18 protein-coding genes are annotated in these 18,158 nt (G+C 43.2%); 9 read left to right on the top strand and 9 right to left on the bottom strand.

Annotated elements, in window-relative coordinates; all coding sequences use genetic code 11:
* Position 1: 1 nt before the first annotated feature.
* From GJB62_RS03180 to efp, 3 genes are all read right to left on the bottom strand, one after another.
* Complete coding sequence (locus GJB62_RS03180; RefSeq protein ID WP_012407243.1) at positions 2–349, bottom strand: metalloregulator ArsR/SmtB family transcription factor; 348 nt, start codon at positions 347–349, stop codon at positions 2–4.
* Between the two features lie 75 nt (positions 350–424).
* Positions 425–982: an acetyl-CoA carboxylase biotin carboxyl carrier protein gene (accB, locus tag GJB62_RS03175; RefSeq protein ID WP_114083703.1), complete on the bottom strand. Its 558-nt coding sequence runs from the start codon at positions 980–982 to the stop codon at positions 425–427.
* A gap of 109 nt (positions 983–1,091) precedes the next feature.
* Positions 1,092–1,649 carry an elongation factor P gene (efp, locus tag GJB62_RS03170; protein WP_114083704.1) on the bottom strand — a complete coding sequence of 186 codons (558 nt, stop codon included), beginning with the start codon at positions 1,647–1,649 and terminating at the stop codon, positions 1,092–1,094.
* A 249-nt stretch (positions 1,650–1,898) separates the two neighbouring features.
* Here efp and GJB62_RS03165 point away from each other — a divergent pair, with 249 nt between their 5' ends.
* A complete protein-coding gene (locus tag GJB62_RS03165) occupies positions 1,899–3,005 on the top strand; it encodes a peptidylprolyl isomerase (RefSeq protein ID WP_114083730.1) in 1,107 nt (368 codons plus the stop codon).
* Positions 3,006–3,066: 61 nt separating this feature from the next.
* Here the strand turns inward: GJB62_RS03165 and GJB62_RS03160 are convergent, their stop codons facing one another.
* Complete coding sequence (locus GJB62_RS03160) at positions 3,067–3,648, bottom strand: Uma2 family endonuclease (protein WP_114083705.1); 582 nt, start codon at positions 3,646–3,648, stop codon at positions 3,067–3,069.
* 89 nt (positions 3,649–3,737) lie between these two features.
* On the opposite strand from GJB62_RS03160, the gene thiL reads away from it, so the two are divergent.
* On the top strand, positions 3,738–4,760 hold the full coding sequence (gene thiL / locus GJB62_RS03155; protein ID WP_114083706.1) for a thiamine-phosphate kinase: 1,023 nt from the start codon (positions 3,738–3,740) through the stop codon (positions 4,758–4,760).
* A gap of 119 nt (positions 4,761–4,879) precedes the next feature.
* On the opposite strand, the gene GJB62_RS03150 is transcribed toward thiL, so the two are convergent.
* Both GJB62_RS03150 and nadD read right to left on the bottom strand, forming a co-directional pair.
* Complete coding sequence (locus tag GJB62_RS03150) at positions 4,880–5,893, bottom strand: type I glyceraldehyde-3-phosphate dehydrogenase (RefSeq protein WP_114083707.1); 1,014 nt, start codon at positions 5,891–5,893, stop codon at positions 4,880–4,882.
* A gap of 116 nt (positions 5,894–6,009) precedes the next feature.
* Positions 6,010–6,636 (bottom strand): nicotinate (nicotinamide) nucleotide adenylyltransferase, encoded by a 627-nt coding sequence (nadD, locus tag GJB62_RS03145; protein WP_114083708.1) that lies wholly within the window; start codon positions 6,634–6,636, stop codon positions 6,010–6,012.
* A gap of 404 nt (positions 6,637–7,040) precedes the next feature.
* Between nadD and murC the strand changes: the two genes are divergently transcribed.
* The 4 genes from murC to GJB62_RS03125 all read left to right on the top strand — a co-directional run bounded on the left by murC (position 7,041) and on the right by GJB62_RS03125 (position 10,826).
* The gene (murC, locus tag GJB62_RS03140; RefSeq protein ID WP_114083709.1) at positions 7,041–8,486 is read left to right on the top strand and encodes a UDP-N-acetylmuramate--L-alanine ligase; all 1,446 of its coding nucleotides are present in this window, start codon (positions 7,041–7,043) and stop codon (positions 8,484–8,486) included.
* Positions 8,487–8,610: 124 nt separating this feature from the next.
* Positions 8,611–9,609, top strand: coding sequence for a UDP-N-acetylmuramate dehydrogenase (gene murB / locus GJB62_RS03135; RefSeq protein WP_114083710.1), 999 nt, complete (start codon positions 8,611–8,613; stop codon positions 9,607–9,609).
* A 179-nt stretch (positions 9,610–9,788) separates the two neighbouring features.
* Entirely contained in the window at positions 9,789–10,136 is a 348-nt protein-coding gene (locus GJB62_RS03130) for a YbaB/EbfC family nucleoid-associated protein (RefSeq protein ID WP_012407253.1), read from the top strand.
* Between the two features lie 210 nt (positions 10,137–10,346).
* Entirely contained in the window at positions 10,347–10,826 is a 480-nt protein-coding gene (locus GJB62_RS03125; RefSeq protein ID WP_114083711.1) for a low molecular weight protein-tyrosine-phosphatase, read from the top strand.
* 27 nt (positions 10,827–10,853) lie between these two features.
* On the opposite strand, the gene GJB62_RS03120 is transcribed toward GJB62_RS03125, so the two are convergent.
* Positions 10,854–11,537 (bottom strand): response regulator transcription factor, encoded by a 684-nt coding sequence (locus GJB62_RS03120; protein WP_114083712.1) that lies wholly within the window; start codon positions 11,535–11,537, stop codon positions 10,854–10,856.
* 694 nt (positions 11,538–12,231) lie between these two features.
* On the opposite strand from GJB62_RS03120, the gene smpB reads away from it, so the two are divergent.
* Complete coding sequence (gene smpB / locus GJB62_RS03115) at positions 12,232–12,699, top strand: SsrA-binding protein SmpB (protein ID WP_012407256.1); 468 nt, start codon at positions 12,232–12,234, stop codon at positions 12,697–12,699.
* A 182-nt stretch (positions 12,700–12,881) separates the two neighbouring features.
* Positions 12,882–13,160, top strand: coding sequence for a WGxxGxxG family protein (locus tag GJB62_RS03110; protein ID WP_114083713.1), 279 nt, complete (start codon positions 12,882–12,884; stop codon positions 13,158–13,160).
* 63 nt (positions 13,161–13,223) lie between these two features.
* On the opposite strand, the gene GJB62_RS03105 is transcribed toward GJB62_RS03110, so the two are convergent.
* Together GJB62_RS03105 and GJB62_RS03100 are read right to left on the bottom strand one after the other, a co-directional pair.
* Positions 13,224–14,642, bottom strand: a complete 1,419-nt coding sequence (locus GJB62_RS03105) for an IctB family putative bicarbonate transporter (protein ID WP_114083714.1) — start codon at positions 14,640–14,642, stop codon at positions 13,224–13,226.
* Positions 14,643–14,837: 195 nt separating this feature from the next.
* A complete protein-coding gene (locus GJB62_RS03100) occupies positions 14,838–16,391 on the bottom strand; it encodes a GAF domain-containing sensor histidine kinase (RefSeq protein ID WP_114083731.1) in 1,554 nt (517 codons plus the stop codon).
* Positions 16,392–16,942: 551 nt separating this feature from the next.
* On the opposite strand from GJB62_RS03100, the gene GJB62_RS03095 reads away from it, so the two are divergent.
* On the top strand, positions 16,943–18,136 hold the full coding sequence (locus GJB62_RS03095) for a DegT/DnrJ/EryC1/StrS family aminotransferase (protein WP_181852891.1): 1,194 nt from the start codon (positions 16,943–16,945) through the stop codon (positions 18,134–18,136).
* Positions 18,137–18,158: the final 22 nt, after the last annotated feature.

The raw sequence follows: 18,158 nt of genomic DNA, 5'->3' as shown, positions 1-18,158 counted from the left end.
CCTAACGTTTGCTATTTAACACACGAAAATTACGGGCTTGCTCCTCTAACCTTGTGGCCAGGCGATCGCAAACCCGATTACACAAATCAAAAATCATTTCATCTTCCACCCGGTAATAGGCGCAAGTTCCTTCACTGCGGCGGCTAAGGATACCTGCTTGCCACATTACCTTCAGGTGTTTTGACACATTTGCCTGAGAAGTCTGTGTTGCCTCTACCAACTCTTGCACGCATTTTTCTTCATCCCGTAATAAGTGGAGCAGCCGCAAGCGCATCGGCTCACTTAACAGGCTGAAGTATTCAGCTACTTGTTGCACCACTTCTGGCGGTAAAGGCAACGTTTGTTTCATCAGGATTAACCCGCAAGGACTGAAGTTTTAACGATGACTCATTTCAGATGACTCATTTGATATATAGATTAATACTTAATCGGGGTTAATTCGCATCAAAGGTTGACCATATTCTACAGCGTCACCATTTTGGAGAAGAATTTCCATCACTTGTCCAGAGACTTCGGCTTCGATTTCATTCATCAGCTTCATGGCCTCAATGATACAGACGGTTTGACCCTTGCGGACGCGATCGCCAACTTCCACAAATGCCGCTTCTCCAGGCGCAGGAGCGCGATAAAACGTTCCCACCATTGGGGAAGGCACTTCTACTAATCTCTGATCGATGATTGAGGGAGCATTTACTGACAACTGCAATTGTGTGCTAGTACCAGTATTCTCAAACACGCGAGATGTGGACACCTCCGTTACCTGACTCGCGTTCACCTGGTTTCCTCCAGATGAACCCGATGTCAAGCCAGAACCTACCACACCGCCGAAGGTTGCTTGACCTACCGACAACATCTGATTGCTGACGCTCACAGCCTTACGGACTGTTAGTTCAAAATCATCGCTTTTGAGCGTTACTTCTGCAATATCTGTTTGTGCGATAGTTGCCAATAGTTGGCGGATTTCATTAAAGTCCAATGGCACAGTTTTTATTACCTCGACCTATCCGTAAATTAGCATCTTAAGTGTGGCAGGGATTAAATCCCTATGTAGGGATTTCAATCGGGAGCAAGCATCTCCATAGAGATGAAAGTTATTCCCTGCTGATATATTTATCTTCCTGGGTATCAACTTTGATGCGTTCTCCTTGAGAAATAAACAAAGGAACCATCACAATTGCACCGGTTTCCAAAGTTGCTGGTTTTGAACCACCGGTAGCAGTGTCACCTTTTAAGCCTGGATCTGTTTGTACAATTTCCAGAACCACAGATTTAGGCAATTCTACTCCTAGAACCTGATCGCCCCACTTAATAACTTCAGCTTCCATACCTTCCTTCAGGTATTTGACGCGATCGCCAATTTGTGCGCGGGTCAATCTGCCTTCTTCGTAGGTTTCCATATCCATAAAGACGAACTCATCGCCCTCTTTATAGGTATGCTGCATCGTGCTTTTTTCTAGAGTAGCTTGGGGCACAGTTTCCCCAGCTCGGAACGTTTTTTCCATCACGCTCCCACTTTGGACATTTTTTAACTTAGTTCGGACAAAGGCGGAACCTTTGCCTGGTTTGACGTGCAAGAATTCTAGCACTCGCCATACAGACCCATCTAATACAATCGAAACACCGGGTCGAAAGTCGTTACTGGAGATCATGAAACTTTCAAATTTTGGAAGACAATCGGCATTTATTGTACCCTTCTAGAGCCGTCATTGGGCATTTGTCATTAGTCATTTATCATTTGTCATTTGTACTGAGCGTATCGCTAAAGCGAAAGCTTCGCTAATGCGTAGCGTCTCCAAGAGTTGTCAAAGTATTTGTCATTTATCCTCCGCCCTTAACGTGGGAAGATTATTGATGGGTTACGTCCAGTCAACAATTTAATGCTGCATTTGAGTTATCCCATGCTTAACTTATTAAAATCCTGGCTGAAGAACAGCCTAATGGCAATACTGCTGGTAACAATATTTTTAGGCATAACTACAGCTGGGTGGACTCCCTCCAGTAGCGCCGCGCTGCCAGCCGGCAACGCAATCACCGACGGCAAGGCTTTGTTGCGGTATGCACTCCCGATAGATAACAAACCTGTACGGCAACTACAAGCCAGTTTAGAGGACATCTCTGCCCAACTGCGGGCTAATCGGCGATGGGGTGCTATTTCCAAAGACATCAGCAAAGCATCCCGAATTCTCGATAAACCCTCCCAAATCTTAACAAGCGTTCCCACAGAACGCCAACCCCAAGCAGAAGCTTGGATTACCGAGTTGAAATCTGGGGTGGGTAAATTAGAAGAATTGGCGAACAGCAAAGATAAAGAACAAATTCTGCAAGAGAGAGGCAAACTTCTAAATCTTGTGACTCAGATAGAAGAGTCAATGGTGAAAGAATTCCCCTTTGAAGTGCCTACTGAGTACAGTAACCTGCCACAACTGAAAGGTCGTGCCACGGTAGAGTTCAAAACTAACAAAGGCGATTTGACTGTCGTCGTGGATGGTTATAGCGCCCCTGTGACTGCTGGTAATTTTGTAGATTTAGTACAGAGGGGTTTTTACAATGGCTTAGAATTTACCCGTTCTGAAGAATCTTACTTTCTGCAAACTGGAGATCCCGCAGGTAAAGATGTAGGTTTCATTGATCCCAAGACGGGCGAATATCGCGCTATTCCCTTAGAAGTTTTAGTTCAGGGTGATAAAGCACCTACTTATGGGATTACGCTAGAAGAAGCTGGTCGTTACGTTGATATGCCAGTTCTGCCTTTCTCTGCTTTTGGTGCAGTAGTCATGGCTCGCCCCGAAAGTGAAGTAAATGGTGGTTCATCGCAATTCTTCTTCTTTTTGTTTGAACCAGAACTCACTCCCGCCGGACGCAACCTCTTAGATGGTCGCTATGCCGTTTTTGGCTATCTCACCGAAGGCAAAGAAGTTTTGGATAAACTAAAGGCGGGTGACAAAATTGAATCGGCAAAAGTCGTTCAAGGAATAGAAAATCTGGTTGAGCCGCAAGCATCATAAGAAGGAAGCAGGGAACAGGGGGAGAATAATTCCTGTACAGACGCGATTAATCGCGTCTCTCCTAACTCCCCTGATTTAGATTCCCGGCGGTGAATACTTGATCAACTGTAATCGCTAATTCTAGAAAAGTCCGTGATACAATTTCCTGAGTACCAGTAAAAACTATTTCTTCGTAAAATCCATCTTCCAGTAGTAACACTGAAACCTTTGCTTCCAGTGGGTCTACAATCCAATATTCAGGAACCTCTAAGGCCGCATATTCAGAACGCTTATGACGATAATCCCGTTTAACCGACTCTGGACTGACCACCTCGACAATTAGTAAAGGCGGTGACTGAAATACTGCTGAGGCATTCAACAATTCCCTAGCTTGCTCAAGCGTCACCACACACAAATCAGTCAACCTAGATTTATTTCTCCCCGTTCTCACCCCACTTTCTCGAAAACACAGCCAAGGTGAGCTACAACGTTTAATTTCTGCATCTAGTACTTGCTCAAGAAATTTGGCAATCAGGAAATGTTCAATAGTAGGTGGGTTCATTAGCTCTAGCTTGCCATCCACCAGTTCATAATGAAAATCGCTACCATCATCATAGGTTAAGTACTCTTCAAATGTGATGCTGGTTACTGGTGTTGTTACCATCCCAACTGACTCCTAGACGATACCCTTATATTAAACAGTAAAACAAATCATCAGTTTTCTTAGTAATTTTTCAGCACGGAAAACCGATCGTGAACAGTGATTTCTCTTCTCAACAAGTAAAAGATATTGGTGAACAAGGTCTTTTAGAAAGATTGCAGCGTTTTTGTCCTCCAGAAATTATCGGCGATGATGCAGCAGTGCTTGTGACTTCACCAGAGCAATCTTTGGTAGTGACTACAGATGTGCTGGTTGATGGCGTACATTTTAGCAACCTCACCACTTCCCCAGAAGATGCTGGTTGGCGGGCTGCTGCTGCCAATTTATCAGATTTAGCAGCGATGGGTGCTTCTCCACTAGGAATTACCGTTGGGTTGGGACTCCCCGGTGAAGTTAGGGTGAGTTGGGTTGAGCGACTGTACCAGGGAATGACAGAATGCCTGCAAAAATACAATACCTCAATTGTTGGGGGCGATGTCGTGCGATCGCCTGTGAAGACTTTGGCAATTACCGCTTTTGGTCAAGTTAACCCTAATCAAATTATCCGCCGTTCTGCTGCTGTAGTGGGAGATGCGATCGTTGTTACAGGGGTTCATGGAGCCTCTCACGCTGGCTTAGAACTGCTCTTACACCCCGAATTAGGACAAAACCTCAAAGATGTAGAACGCACAGCTCTAATCCACGCACATCAACGTCCACAACCACGATTAGATGTCTTACCAATCCTCTGGAAAATTTTAGCATCCCAATGCCCCATGCCCATAGCTGGTATGGATAGCAGTGATGGTTTGGCAGATGCAATTATCCAAATCTGCCGCGCCAGTGGTGTTGGCGCTGTCCTAGAACGCAGACAAATTTCCATGCCAGCAGCTTTTGACCATTGGCTAATAGAAGAGCAAGCGCTAGCTTATGCTCTATACGGTGGCGAAGACTTTGAATTAGTGCTTTGCTTGCCACGAGAGTCAGCATTAGCCTTAGTACAACATCTTGGTCAAGGTGCTGCGATCGTCGGCAACATTACACCCGGATCAACAGTACTATTGCACGACGAACAAAAAAAATTCCCTGACCAAGTTCTGAACCTCAGTCAGGGATTTCAGCATTTTAGTCAATAGTCCTTTGTCTTTTGTGAAAAACTAATACTTCTCTGCGAGACGCTACGCGTAGCTTGCTTCCACGAAGTGGTACGACTACGCTCAGTACAAGTGACCAATGACTAATGACCAATGACAAATTATTGCCACTTCTCAGCTACCAATTCTGCCAAATCCAAAACTCGTTGGCTGTAACCCCACTCGTTGTCATACCACGCCATAACTTTTACTAAGTCATTGCCCATAACCAAAGTCAAGCTGGAATCAACAATCGAAGAAGCATCGCTACCTTGATAATCGGAAGATACCAGTTCTAGTTCGCTATAGTCCAAAATGCCTTTAAGTGGGCCTTCAGCAGCATCTTTGAGAGCTTGGTTAACTTCTTCAGTAATAGTACGCTTCTCAACCTGAACTACGAAATCTACCATTGAGACGTTCGGGGTTGGTACGCGTAAGGCAACGCCATTAAGCTTGCCTTTCAGGTCTGGGATAACCAAAGCCACTGCTTTTGCTGCACCAGTGGAGGTGGGTACAATGTTTATCGCTGCGGCCCTCGCCCGTCGCAAATCCCGGTGAGAAGCGTCTAGCAAACGCTGGTCGCCTGTATAGCTGTGGGTGGTGGTCATCGTACCTTTGATGATGCCGAACTTATCGTTCAACACCTTGGCAATTGGTGCCAAACAGTTGGTAGTACAACTAGCGTTACTGATAATGTTGTGTATGTTGTGGTCATAATCATGATGATTCACACCAACCACAAAAGTGCCATCCTCGTTTTTACCAGGAGCGGTAATCAGAACTTTCTTGGCTCCAGCATTCACATGCTTTAGCGCTCCTTCTTTGCTAGTAAATACGCCTGTTGCTTCGATAATTAGGTCAATTCCCCAATCTCTCCAGGGCAACTTTTCTGGGTTGCGATCGGATACGCACTTAATGGTCTTACCGTTAACGATGATAGAGTTATCATCGGCACTAATCTCAGCACCTTTGATCTTACCTAGCATCGAGTCATACTTCAGCAGGTGAGCATTGGTTCTAGGATCTGACGTGTCATTAATAGCGACAAGATCGATATTGCTATTCTCTCTACCCACCCAGCAACGCGCAAAATTACGTCCAATCCGCCCGAAACCGTTGATTGCAACTCTAATCACAGTGTCTTGCCCTCTGTATTTATGCTTATATGTTGATATCGTTGACCCCAATCATATCGCAAAGGGGGGGGGCACTTATAACCATAAAGTGTTAGATCAATAAAAAAACACATAATTTATTCAGATTTGTTCGAGTACAAACTGTTGTTAGTGATATATGATCTGACCGCTTCCGGTACTAAATAACGAATTGACTGGCGTTCGCGACACAATTTGCGAATTAGACTTGACGAAACTCCTACTAAAGGTATATTCAGGAGTTGCCAGTAAATGGTATGTGACTGCTCCTTTAGTTGTTGCTCCACTTGCTTGCAGATTAATTTGCTTTGAGTTATAGTCTCACCACCTAGCAGTCGGGGTGCGATTAACCAATCACACATTTGTGCTAGTTCGTGTCCACGGTACCAACGAGGTAAGGTTTGGAAAGTATCCAAGCCCACAATCCAGTACCAGTGAGTATTTGGGTAACAAGCAGATAAGTCAATCAGAGTGTTAATGGCATAAGAAGTCCCAGGGCGATTTGCCTCCACTAGGGAGACAGTAAACGCTGGGTTATCTTTTATGGCTAATTGCAGCATTTCCACGCGATGCTCAAACAAAGCTGCTTCTTTATGAGGAGGATTTAGGGATGGCACCCAAATTACCTTTTCAAGAGATACTTCTTGCATTGCTGTCTCGGCTACGAGCAGGTGTCCCCAGTGAATTGGATCAAATGTGCCACCAAAAATTGCTAGTTGCTGCATCCAGTTATGCCTGGGTTTTATGCAATTGAAAAATAGTTTCATTTACCAATGTACTATTGTAGTCAATTCACGGCTAAACTTGATGCAATTTCAAATCAGTTTCACTAAACAATGTATTATGTAGCCAATTCCAGTAAGGTAGACAAAAATATGTATTTGACATTACAAGAATTTCTTTCCCGATGTAGCCAAAATTTTCAGAATAATCTTAACAACAGTTCAGAAATAGTAAAAACCTCCAACCAAGGTAAAATCATTCTGAACACGCAAAACCAGACCAGAAACAACATCTGGGCATTAAACATAAATACGATATAGGAGTAGTTACGGTAAAAATCAAATTCCTGTTATGATACGCGTGTCATTTGTGATTATGGTGTGGTGTGGTGTAAGAGGAGCAATAAATGACTAATTCTGTAGATTTTAGTGGTAGACCATTTCATTTTATTGGCATCGGCGGCATAGGTATGTCTGCTCTGGCATACGTTCTCGCCAAGCGTCAATTTCCAGTATCAGGTTCGGATCTTCGTCCAAACCACATGACGCACAAATTGGAATCTATCGGTGCCCATATTTTTGGTAGACAAGAGGCAAGTAATCTCGAATTCTTTCGTCCTCAAGTATTAAATTCACAAGAACAATTACCTGCTGATACTAAGTCAAAATTACCTCAAGTCATTTGTTCAACAGCAATTAACACTAATAATTTAGAATACAAAGCAGCGTTGGAATTAGGTTGTCCAGTTTTGCATCGTTCAGATGTACTAGCCGCCTTAATTTCCGATTACTACAGTATTGCAGTGGCAGGAACACACGGCAAAACTACAACCAGTAGCATGATTGGTTATATGCTTCTGGAAGCAGGTCTAGACCCAACGATTTTAGTAGGTGGCGAAGTCAATGCTTGGGAAGGTAATGCTCGATTGGGACAAAGCCAATATTTGGTAGCCGAAGCAGACGAATCTGATGGTTCTTTGGTAAAACACGCTCCAGAAATTGGCATCATCACCAATATTGAACTCGATCATCCTGACCATTACGATACATTAGAAGAAGTAATTGACATCTTCCAGACATTTGCTAAGGGTTGTAAAACTTTAATAGGTAGTATTGACTGTGCGACAGTGCGCGATCGCTTACAACCCACAATCAGCTACAGCTTACACTCAGATACCAACGCTGACTACACCGTTACTAATATTGATTATCGTGCTGATGGCACCACGGCTCTAGTTTGGGAAAGAGGCAAAGCCTTGGGCGTGTTGAAGTTGCGGCTGCTTAGTCGGCACAATCTCAGCAATGCTCTAGCAGCAGTAGCTGTTGGTCGCGCCTTGGACTTAGAATTTGGAGCGATCGCCAAAGGTATTGCAACCTTTGAAGGAGCAAGACGACGCTTTGAGCTGCGGGGCGAAGTCGATGGTATTACCTTCATTGATGACTATGCTCATCATCCTAGCGAGATTCGCGTTACTCTCGCTGCCGCACGTTTACAGGCAAGACCAGGACAAAGAGTGGTTGCTATCTTCCAACCCCATCGCTATAGCCGAACACTGACCTTTTTAGAAGAATTTGCCGAGTCCTTTACCCATGCTGATTTGGTTGTGCTGACTGATATTTACAGTGCAGGCGAACCCAACTTAGGGCAAATTACTGGTGAACAGCTAGCAGCGGAAATTGCTAAACAGCATTCGCAGGTAGTTTATCAACCAACTTTACCCTCAGTGCGTGAGTACTTGTTAAAAACATTACGCCCAGGAGACTTGGCGCTGTTTTTAGGAGCTGGGAACTTGAATCAGGTGATTCCTGAAGTAATTACTGCACTTTGCGAACCTGCTAAAGCCACATCTTAAGTGGAAACTTTGCAAAGTTTCGTTTCTGAGCAAAGCGCCCGTCTAGCAACGGTTCCATCTATGAACTCTATTACCGTATCTTTGCGGTAAATTAATGTAAAAATTTTACCAATATAAAGTAAAAATGACCATTTCCCAGGCAGCTGGAAACGTCTGCACAGTTTCTGCTTTGAATACAAAGAAACATCAAACAACTAATTCGGTGGATAGTGAAGTAATTTACTTACCAAATACTGATTGTGCAATTAAGCCCCAGGCTTGCTTGTCAGCCTTTACTTCCTATAGGGTTGGAGGAGCAGCTGATTTGTATGTTGCCCCCCGAAACTTAGAAGCACTGCAAGCCAGTCTTAAATACGCAAAAGAACGTGATTTAAAGGTGACAACACTGGGAGCCGGTTCTAACCTCCTGGTGAGCGATGGCGGTATATCAGGCTTAGTTATCGCGACTCGTCACCTCCGCTTCAGCAACTTTGACCCCCAAACTGGTCAATTAACCGTTGCTGCCGGAGAATCAATTCCCAGTTTGGCATGGGCCGCAGCAGAATTAGGATGGCAAGGATTGGAGTGGGCTGTTGGCATCCCTGGAACAGCCGGAGGTGCTGTTGTGATGAATGCAGGGGCACATAATAGCTGTATCGCAGATATGTTAGTTAGTGCCGAGGTACTTTCACCCAATGGGACGCTGGAAACTCTTACCCCAGAACAGTTAGGTTATAGCTATCGGACTTCCTTATTGCAAGGCGGCGATCGCATAGTCACCCAAGCAACCTTACAACTCGCGCCAGGTGCAGACCCAGCAAAAGTTGTAGCAATCACCAAAGAACACAAAAAGCATCGCTTAAGCACCCAACCGTACAACTTCCCCAGTTGTGGGAGTGTGTTCCGCAATCCCAAACCTTACAGTGCTGGCTGGTTAATTGAACAAACTGGTCTCAAAGGCTACCAAATTGGTGGAGCGCAAGTAGCACTACTCCATGCTAATTTCATCGTTAACCGGGGTGGGGCCAAAGCTAGTGATATCTTCTGTCTCATTCGCCACATCCAACATCAGGTGCAAGAACGTTGGTCTATTAATTTAGAGCCAGAAGTCAAAATGCTCGGAGAGTTTCAAGGTGCTTGCTGAAACTTTCAATTCTGGGGATGGGGATTGGGAACTAGGCATATCAGTAAAGATGTATCATAACCAATGCCCAGTGCCCAATTCCCAGATGCATTAATTATTGGTAAAAAAAGAGGCAAATTACTTACCGCATCTATAATTGAATTTGATTTGTTATTCAACGCACAAGCGTACAAATAATTATGACAGGAAAAGGACAGGGATTTGGCTTTGGCTTAGGAAAAATGAAGGAACTAGCCGATGCTTTTAAGAAAGCACAGCAAGTTCAAGAAGGTGCAAAGCGACTCCAAGAAGAATTGGAGCAAATGGAGATTCTAGGAGAATCTGGCGGTGGTCTGGTGAAGGTGATTGTCAGTGGGAACCAAGAACCCAAGCGAGTAGAAATTTCTCCAGATGCTCTTGCAGAAGGTGCAGAAGTACTTTCCGATCTCGTGACGGTGGCAATGAAAGAAGCCTACAACAAGTCCACAGCAACAATGCGGGAACGTATGGAAGAATTAACCAGTGGGTTGGAGTTACCTGGATTTTAGTCATTGGTCATTAGTCATTGGTCATTAGTCATTGGTGAGCCAGTGCGGTCTTCTCCCAAAGGAAGAAAGGAGGTTTCCCCCTGAGCAACTGGTGTTAGCGTTCGCGTAGCGTCTCGTAGAGAAGTGTTAGCGACGCAGGAGCTTCACCCGAAGGGTCATTAGTCAAAAGACAAAGGACAAATGACTATTGACAGAGGACAAAAAATATCTATGCCTTACAAGTTGCTATTTGTCTGCTTAGGTAACATCTGCCGATCGCCATCGGCAGAAAACATAATGAATCATCTAATTGAGCAGGCAGGCTTGAGCGATGCCATCATCTGTGATTCAGCTGGTACATCTAGTTATCACGTGGGTAGCCCACCCGACAGACGCATGAGTGCTGCGGCTGGTACAAAGTTGGGAATTAAACTACGTGGTCAAGCACGCCAGTTTCAAAAGTCAGACTTTCAAGACTTTGATTTAATTTTGGCGATGGATCAAGAAAATTATGAGAATATCCTCACTCTCGATCGCACTGAGCAATATCAGCATAAAGTGCGTTTGATGTGTGAGTTTTGCTCTCGACACACCTTAAAGGAAGTTCCAGATCCTTACTACGGTGGTCAAGACGGATTTAATCAGGTTATTGATTTACTGATTGATGCTTGTGAAGGTCTGCTCACAAAAGTTAAAAGTGAAGAGTTCTGAGTTTTAATTCTTAACTCCTCACCTTTTTTATTCGACTAAACCATGCTTCATAGCAAAACGCACTAATTCTGCTCGGTTGCTGGTTGAAGTTTTTCTCAATAAACTACTAACGTACTTTTCCACTGTGCGAGGACTCAGGTGTAGCTGATGACCCATATCGGCATTAGACAAACCATGAGTCAATAACTCTAAGACTTCTTGTTCTCTATGAGTTAGCGATGAGTCTAAGTGGGATGTCTGAATTTTAGTAGACAGAGAATTATGGGCATCCTCCGCTTTTGTAGAGCCGGAAATGCCCAAACTTTCTTTATGAGAAAAGCGATACTCCGATTGAATAATTTGCGATCGCTCCAAAAGATTGCGGATTGCTGCTGCTAACTCTTCCAATTCAAAAGGTTTGGGTAAGTATAAATCGCACCCTGACTGATAGCCCAGAATTCTTTCCTGGGTCTTAGTTCGGGCTGTTAATAAAATTACAGGTAATAAGCGAAACATTGGTTGTTGACGCACCCTACGCACCAGTTCGTAGCCATTCATCTGTGGCATGATGATATCCGTGACAATCAAATCAGGATTATGCTCATCCACCATAAACAAAGCCTCTTGACCGTCATTAGCCGTGATCACACAGTAGCCAGACAGTTCAAGATAGTCGCTAACAGACAGACGAGTGCCCAAATCATCATCCACTACAAGGATCGTCAAGGGCATGGACAATACACCCCTAGCATTTTTTTTACTCAGAAATTTGCTTCTACGCGCTTCATCGGTGAACACTGGCAAGAATAGTGTTCTTATGTTTCATACTATGACAGGATTACCAGGTAATGACTGCCTTCAGGGTTGATTTATAAAGAAAATCTTAAATCTTTTGGAAGGTTAACGAAGTGCAACTCACCTTTAACTCCCTCAGATCAGGAAGCATAGAGAGCTTTTTAATTTGTAACAACTCATTAATAAGGCAGAGCAGGTTTCCATTATAGTATAAATTATTATTAATTTTATCAGTAATTTACCAAAATATAAGTTAAGTAGGCATGAATTGAAATAAGTTTGTAGAGAAGGCTTCAGCCCTTTCTAGGATTAGCGTCTTGTAGCAAGATACCCAACAAGGTATACTACAAAACTTTAATTATTTACGCCGATTTACTTACAAGTCTTTGTGAAACTGCACAAAATCAAGCTTGGTGAAACTTGAGGTAAAATTCCCAAGTTCTGGATAAACCTCAGATGTAATCAATATCAGGTAACTTAAAAGTTACTAGAAAACTCTTAATTGTGAACTTAGAAAAGCTAAATTAGTGATATACAGTTCAATATTTCTAGCGGTTATAATGAATACCCTATAATTCGCCAGGCAATCCAAATAATTTTTTAGGTACATTTAAAACGCACAAAATTATCAATGAGCGACAAGAACGAAGGTTACAAAGTTATTGCTGACAACCGTCAAGCCCGTTATTTGTATGAAATTCTGGAAACTTACGAAGCCGGAATTGAGTTGACAGGAACCGAGGTTAAGTCAATTCGTGCGGGTAAAGTAAATCTCCAAGATGGCTATGCTTTGCTTCGCAATGGCGAAGCATGGTTGATCAATATTCATATCTCGCCCTACAACGCCAGTGGACAATATTTTAATCATGAACCACGGCGGACACGAAAGCTGCTGTTGCATCGTCAAGAACTCCGCAAGCTAATTGGCAAAGTAGAACAGCAAGGTCTAACTTTAATCCCTTTGAAAATGTATCTCAAACGGGGCTGGGTAAAAGTGAGTATAGCCCTTGGCAAAGGTAAAAAGCTCCACGATAAGCGAGAAGACCTGAAACGACGGCAAGATCAGCGTGACATTCAACGCGCAATGAAAAGCTATTAAGGATAATTGTGGTTCAAACTACCACACCAGAGTGAGAAACAGATTGCTGTGAAAACCATGTTGTATGTCCACAGCGTGACTTATAAAAAGCCCTAGTTTATAGCCACAGATTGATTTTATGAAGGTTGAGAATCGATACAGTGGTGAGTAACTTCGGATGGCATAAGGAATTGTCACAACTTATGAAAAGTAATTTCATTACAGCTGTTGGCGCAGGCATTCTCACCTTGAGTATGGGAATTTTACCCTTAACTCTATCCGCACAAGCTCAGACAACAACTGATCCCGGAGCCACTACTGCTCCCAGAACGACCACTTACGATCGCAACGATTTTGATTGGGGTTGGCTAGGATTACTTGGTTTATTCGGTCTAGCTGGTTTGGCTGGTAAAAAGCGTGATCACGAACCGACTGCTTATCGCGACCCTAATGCCCCAGGTGCCACTACTTACAGGGACTAGACAATTCAAAATTCATTCATTTGTCAGTTGTTCAGTAGAAAAACAACTGACAATTTGCTCGTATTAGTTTACTGCTGGTTCTGGGTTAGATGGATTTGTCTGGTTTTGAGTTAAAGGTGTCCAGTAGCTGGCAATTAAAGCAACGATGAGCCACCAGAGGGTATTGACTTCAGGACGATACCAGACAGTATCTACAGTGCCGTGAGCTAGCATACCCAACAAAATAGCGATCGCTCCAATTAACCAAAATCCCTCTACACTTCTCAATCGGCGCAATCGTCGTACTTGCAAAAGCGCCGTATTAAATGTAACGATTATTAGCCAGAGAAAGCAGGCTAAACCAACAAACCCAGTTTCTACAGTCACTTCAAACAAAATCGAATAAGCACTTAAAGCAGTGTATCGAGGGCGTTGGTAGAGTGGATAAACTTTATTAAAAGAGTTGTGACCCGGCCCAATGCCGAAAATTGGGCGATCGCGAATCATCTCAAAGACAGCATCCCACACATTTCGACGAAAATTATTACTGCTATCTTTACGGTCAGCAAAAATGCTGAACACCCGCAGGCGAACTGGCTCTACAAATATCACTGCTAAGAGTAATATCCCGATTAAACCTCCTAAGACAATGGGCAGCGACCAAGTACGCCAAAAAGGAGGCATTTCCACACTCTTCCAAAAAATTAGCAATGCCACCACAGCCAAAACTGCTACCACTAGTCCAATCCAACCGCCACGACTAAAAGTCAGGATCAGGCAGGCAGTATTGACAATTAACATTGTTAATGCTAAAGCTTTTTTGAGCCAGCTTTGCCATGCAAAAATTGCCACCAAGCTAAAAATTACTGCTGGTAACAGGTATCCAGCCAATAAGTTGGGATTTCCTAAATAACTGTAGACCCTTGTAGTCTTAGACAGAGGAGATTCTGGATCAACCCAAGTTGCCAGTGCTGTGGCTCCAAAAAACCATTGCCGCAATCCATAGACACTGACAATTAAGGATACGTGCAGATAAAGGGTGAGAATCCAAGACCGGAGGCGAGGCGACCTTAATACCCTGGCACAAAGGGCAAATAGTAGCAAATACAAGGTCAACGTTCCCAAGTCGTTAAGTGCCGCTTTTTTGACTGGTGATAATGCTGTTGCGATTACAGCAATTCCCCAGTAGAGCAATACTAGTAGGTGAATGGGAGTGACTGACGAGACATTTGCTGGTGTGACTTCATCAGATAAAGTCAACAACAGCCAAAATCCCACACAAGCCACCAGTAACAAACCTACCAACGTACTCGAAGCAAAAGGTGCAAGGGCATATATTGAGCTGAGTAATACAGCTGCGATCGCATCTCCCCACTGAATCAAGACGCTGGTTTGCCGCCAAGACCTTAACAGTCCCACCAGATAACGGTGTACGTAACTGGTAGCAAGATATTCTTTGAGCGGTAAAGATGATAAAGTAAATAGTTGCCAGACTAAATTCATAAAAAACATTGCGATCAATTAGCCTGCCGACGCAGAACTTGGATTTGATCATAATGCCTATGGCTATAAAAAGGTAATAACGTAGTTTGTAAATTAGTAATGACGCTTTTAATTCATGTACTTACTACATAACAAAGTATGAATTTGTCTTTCCCTATTCCCTATCACCTGTAATCGGTTCTCTACTGGCTGTGATCAGACATCACTAATTGCTTGCGAGGGAGTTGCCAGTTGCAGTGGCAAAGAAAGCACATAACGATATCCTGATTCTGGTGAACCTTGAATCAAAATTTGTCCAGCGTGCAACTCTGCTAGTTGACAACTTAGCAATAGACCCAAGCTTTCACGAGAAAGGCTTCCATGTAATTTAGCTAAATTTAGACCGGAACTCGCAGCAAGAAAATTGGAGTGGGAATCACTCAGGCTTTTGGAATTGTCCACTGCTACTGATGAAGTCTCTAGTTGCTGTTGTCCTTCTATATGAGTATTGTAAGTTGCGACTTCACCAGTTAACTCTAGCAGAGACAAAGAATTGAGACGGAAGTAGGGGTCAACCTCAGTAATGCCGTCCCCTAACCAGGGATGAGAAACCCAAATAGTAATGTTGAGCGTATCTTCCTTGTAAGAAACATGGATGCGAACAATGCTACCTGTAGCCGAAAGTTGAATCACACTGAAAACCAGGTGATATAACATTTGTCGCACCTTGTCTTTATCTAAAGGCCAAATGCGATTACGTCCCGGTTCTATAGAGAGGCGAATGTCTTGCTCGCGGCGATTAGCCACTTCTTCAAGGGTATTGATAGCTTGTTGACATAGCATTTCAATATCCACAGGAGCTAAATTCAGTACAGTTGAGTTGTCATCCATAGCTCCTAGTTCGGTAATTTCGTTTACTAGGGAAAGTAAATACCGACCACTATGTTGGATAATTTCTAAATATTCTCTTTGCTTAGTCGTCAAAGGCCCATAAATTTCACGTCCTAAAACACTAGCCATACCAAGTACAGATGTTAAAGGCGTGCGTAACTCCTGAGTTAACTGACCCAAAAGTTCCAGTTTCAGTTGCTTGGTAGAAACAGAGCCGCTATCTTGAGTGGGTGTGGTGATTTTAATTTCAGTGTTACGTTCATCATTAAGCGAAAATATAGAAGCGGTCTTGAGAGTGGTTGATTCGAGTTTGCCTTGCAAAAGTCGGTTCCGCTCAAATTCACTCATGCTCCAACGAGCTATGATTTGTAAAAACTCAATGTCTCGGGTTGTAAAATTGCGCGGCACTAAATCCATCACTGCCAACGCACCCAAACAATTTCCCTCAGCATCAATGAGTGGCGCTCCTAAGTAAGCACGAATACCATAATCCTGCACCAGCTTGCTGCTAACAAGTACTGGGTCTGTAAGTTTATGTGTATCATTAATTACAAATATTTGAAGGCTCTCTACAACCTGAGTGCAGAACGATTCCCGGCGTGACAGTTGGCGGCTTTGTGCCAACTGATTCATTAGCCCCAGCCTAGATAAGCCCACTGCTGACTTGAACCAGTGACGTTCTTGATCCACAAATCCCAATATGGAAATTGGTGCTTCCAAAAAGTGGGCAGCAGTCTGTGTGGCTTCTTCAAAAACCGGAATCGTTTCTGGTTGCCGCAAACCTAAATCCGACAAAGCTTTTAGGCGTTGCTGTTCTCTTGATTCATGAGAATCCCAACCATCCTTTAGGGCAAATAATTTGTTTTCAGGCTCTATCATTGCCACTGCTACCTTAATAATTTCTCTATCGTGTAATTGATCCAAGTCCTATTTCTAGGTTATCAATTGCTATTTTTAAGCATTCCCTAATTTTGCCTCTGACAAACAAATTTAGGGCAAAATTTTTTTCTCCCTTCCATTAACTCGGCGATGCGGTATGCACAAGTTACTAATTACTGGTGCTAGATATTCTTTATTTAGTACTGGTGTAGTCTTTATTGCTTGGGATTTTACAGTCAGATTGCGTTAGATTTGGATTCAGCCAGGGTAAGCTAACCCTAAGGATACAATACAAAGGAGCTGTCATTCTTTATGTACAGAAGGAAAAATTCTTACTGGCAAACCCTAAGTAAATTAACTTACAAAATTATATTTGGGTAATTTTTATAGCAATTATTACTTATAACAGCTAACACTCGTGGCAGACAATCCTAGATAGTTTATGTAAGTCTCGATCGAATAGATTGAACCTATTACAATTTCATGCTGAAAATTGTTTAGGCTTTTTTATTTTTTCCATCTGAGGAAATATTTTTTAAGGACAACTACTAATGAATAAAATGGCTGTTAGAGTTCCTTTTGTAGACCTGAAGTTGCAACATGAACCAATTCAAATGCAATTGCAATATGCAATCCAATCTGTATTGGAACAGGGAGATTTTATTTTAGGGCAAGCACTCTCAGATTTTGAAGCAGCATTTGCGGCAGTATCGGGGGCAGCTTATGGTGTTGGTGTTGCATCAGGAACAGATGCGATCGCTCTCGGATTGCAAGCTTGTAATATTGGTGCTGGCGATGAGGTAATTTTACCAGCCAACACTTTTATCGCAACCTTGATTGGGGTTATCCGCGCTGGCGCGAAGCCAATTCTGGTAGATTGCGATCGCCAAACAGCTTTAATTGATTTAGAGGCCGCAGCAAAGGCAGTTACGCCTCAGACTAAAGCAATTATTCCTGTACATCTCTATGGACAAATGGTATCACCACGTGAACTCATCAAATTTGCTGATACCTACAAACTACTAATTTTTGAAGATGCCGCCCAAGCACACCTTGCCCAAAGAGACGGATATCACGCTGGTTCAGTAGGCATAGCAGCAGCTTTTAGTTTCTATCCCAGCAAAAATTTGGGAGCATTTGGGGATGGGGGAATGCTGCTGACACGAGATTCAGATGTCGCCCAGAAGATGGGACGTTTGCGAAATTATGGTGCATCGCAAAAGTATTTTCATACTGAACCCGGTACAAATAGCCGCTTGGATACTTTACAAGCAGCTATTTTGCACCAAAAATTACCATATTTGCCACAGTGGAATCGCGATCGCTTGACTATTGCCCAGCAGTATGATGCTGAACTAGCACCCTTGGCAACTACTGGTATTATTCCTATAGAAAACCAAAGTGATACAGGACACGTTTATCATCTTTATGTCATTAAAGTTGATGATTCTTGCCCAATAGAACGCCAGCAACTCCAAGAAAAACTCACAGCAGTGGGAATTCAAACCGGCATTCACTACCCAATTCCTTGTCATCTCCAGCCAGCATTCAGCAATTTAGGCTATCAGCCCGGAGATTTTCCCCAAGCAGAAAAACTGTCACAGCAAATATTATCATTACCGATGTATCCTGGTTTGAGCAGTAGCCAAGTTAAAGAAGTTGTAGCTGCGATCGCTCATGCAGTTTCAACAACTTCTCAGGTAGATGAAAACTCCAATGCCGACCTTGACAGCGTGGTAGCCTAAATTTAATTCATACTTATATGTG

Origin of the sequence: Nostoc sp. ATCC 53789 (assembly GCF_009873495.1) — a bacterium.
Classification (GTDB): Bacteria; Cyanobacteriota; Cyanobacteriia; order Cyanobacteriales; family Nostocaceae; genus Nostoc; species Nostoc muscorum_A.
The sequence above is the reverse complement of the archived record's forward strand: the minus strand, read 5'-3'. Positions and strand labels throughout refer to the sequence as shown.

What these genes read in the sequence shown, in the direction of transcription:
- GJB62_RS03180 (WP_012407243.1), bottom strand. Translation starts at nt 349, where the DNA reads ATGAAACAAACGTTGCCTTTACCGCCAGAAGTGGTGCAACAAGTAGCT.
- GJB62_RS03110 (WP_114083713.1), top strand. Translation starts at nt 12,882, where the DNA reads ATGAAAAGTAATTTCATTACAGCTGTTGGCGCAGGCATTCTCACCTTG.
- GJB62_RS03105 (WP_114083714.1), bottom strand. Translation starts at nt 14,642, where the DNA reads ATGAATTTAGTCTGGCAACTATTTACTTTATCATCTTTACCGCTCAAA.
- GJB62_RS03125 (WP_114083711.1), top strand. Translation starts at nt 10,347, where the DNA reads ATGCCTTACAAGTTGCTATTTGTCTGCTTAGGTAACATCTGCCGATCG.
- murB (WP_114083710.1), top strand. Translation starts at nt 8,611, where the DNA reads ATGACCATTTCCCAGGCAGCTGGAAACGTCTGCACAGTTTCTGCTTTG.
- GJB62_RS03120 (WP_114083712.1), bottom strand. Translation starts at nt 11,537, where the DNA reads ATGCCCTTGACGATCCTTGTAGTGGATGATGATTTGGGCACTCGTCTG.
- GJB62_RS03160 (WP_114083705.1), bottom strand. Translation starts at nt 3,648, where the DNA reads ATGGTAACAACACCAGTAACCAGCATCACATTTGAAGAGTACTTAACC.
- GJB62_RS03130 (WP_012407253.1), top strand. Translation starts at nt 9,789, where the DNA reads ATGACAGGAAAAGGACAGGGATTTGGCTTTGGCTTAGGAAAAATGAAG.
- GJB62_RS03100 (WP_114083731.1), bottom strand. Translation starts at nt 16,391, where the DNA reads ATGATAGAGCCTGAAAACAAATTATTTGCCCTAAAGGATGGTTGGGAT.
- GJB62_RS03095 (WP_181852891.1), top strand. Translation starts at nt 16,943, where the DNA reads ATGAATAAAATGGCTGTTAGAGTTCCTTTTGTAGACCTGAAGTTGCAA.
- GJB62_RS03165 (WP_114083730.1), top strand. Translation starts at nt 1,899, where the DNA reads ATGCTTAACTTATTAAAATCCTGGCTGAAGAACAGCCTAATGGCAATA.
- murC (WP_114083709.1), top strand. Translation starts at nt 7,041, where the DNA reads ATGACTAATTCTGTAGATTTTAGTGGTAGACCATTTCATTTTATTGGC.
- efp (WP_114083704.1), bottom strand. Translation starts at nt 1,649, where the DNA reads ATGATCTCCAGTAACGACTTTCGACCCGGTGTTTCGATTGTATTAGAT.
- nadD (WP_114083708.1), bottom strand. Translation starts at nt 6,636, where the DNA reads ATGCAGCAACTAGCAATTTTTGGTGGCACATTTGATCCAATTCACTGG.
- smpB (WP_012407256.1), top strand. Translation starts at nt 12,232, where the DNA reads ATGAGCGACAAGAACGAAGGTTACAAAGTTATTGCTGACAACCGTCAA.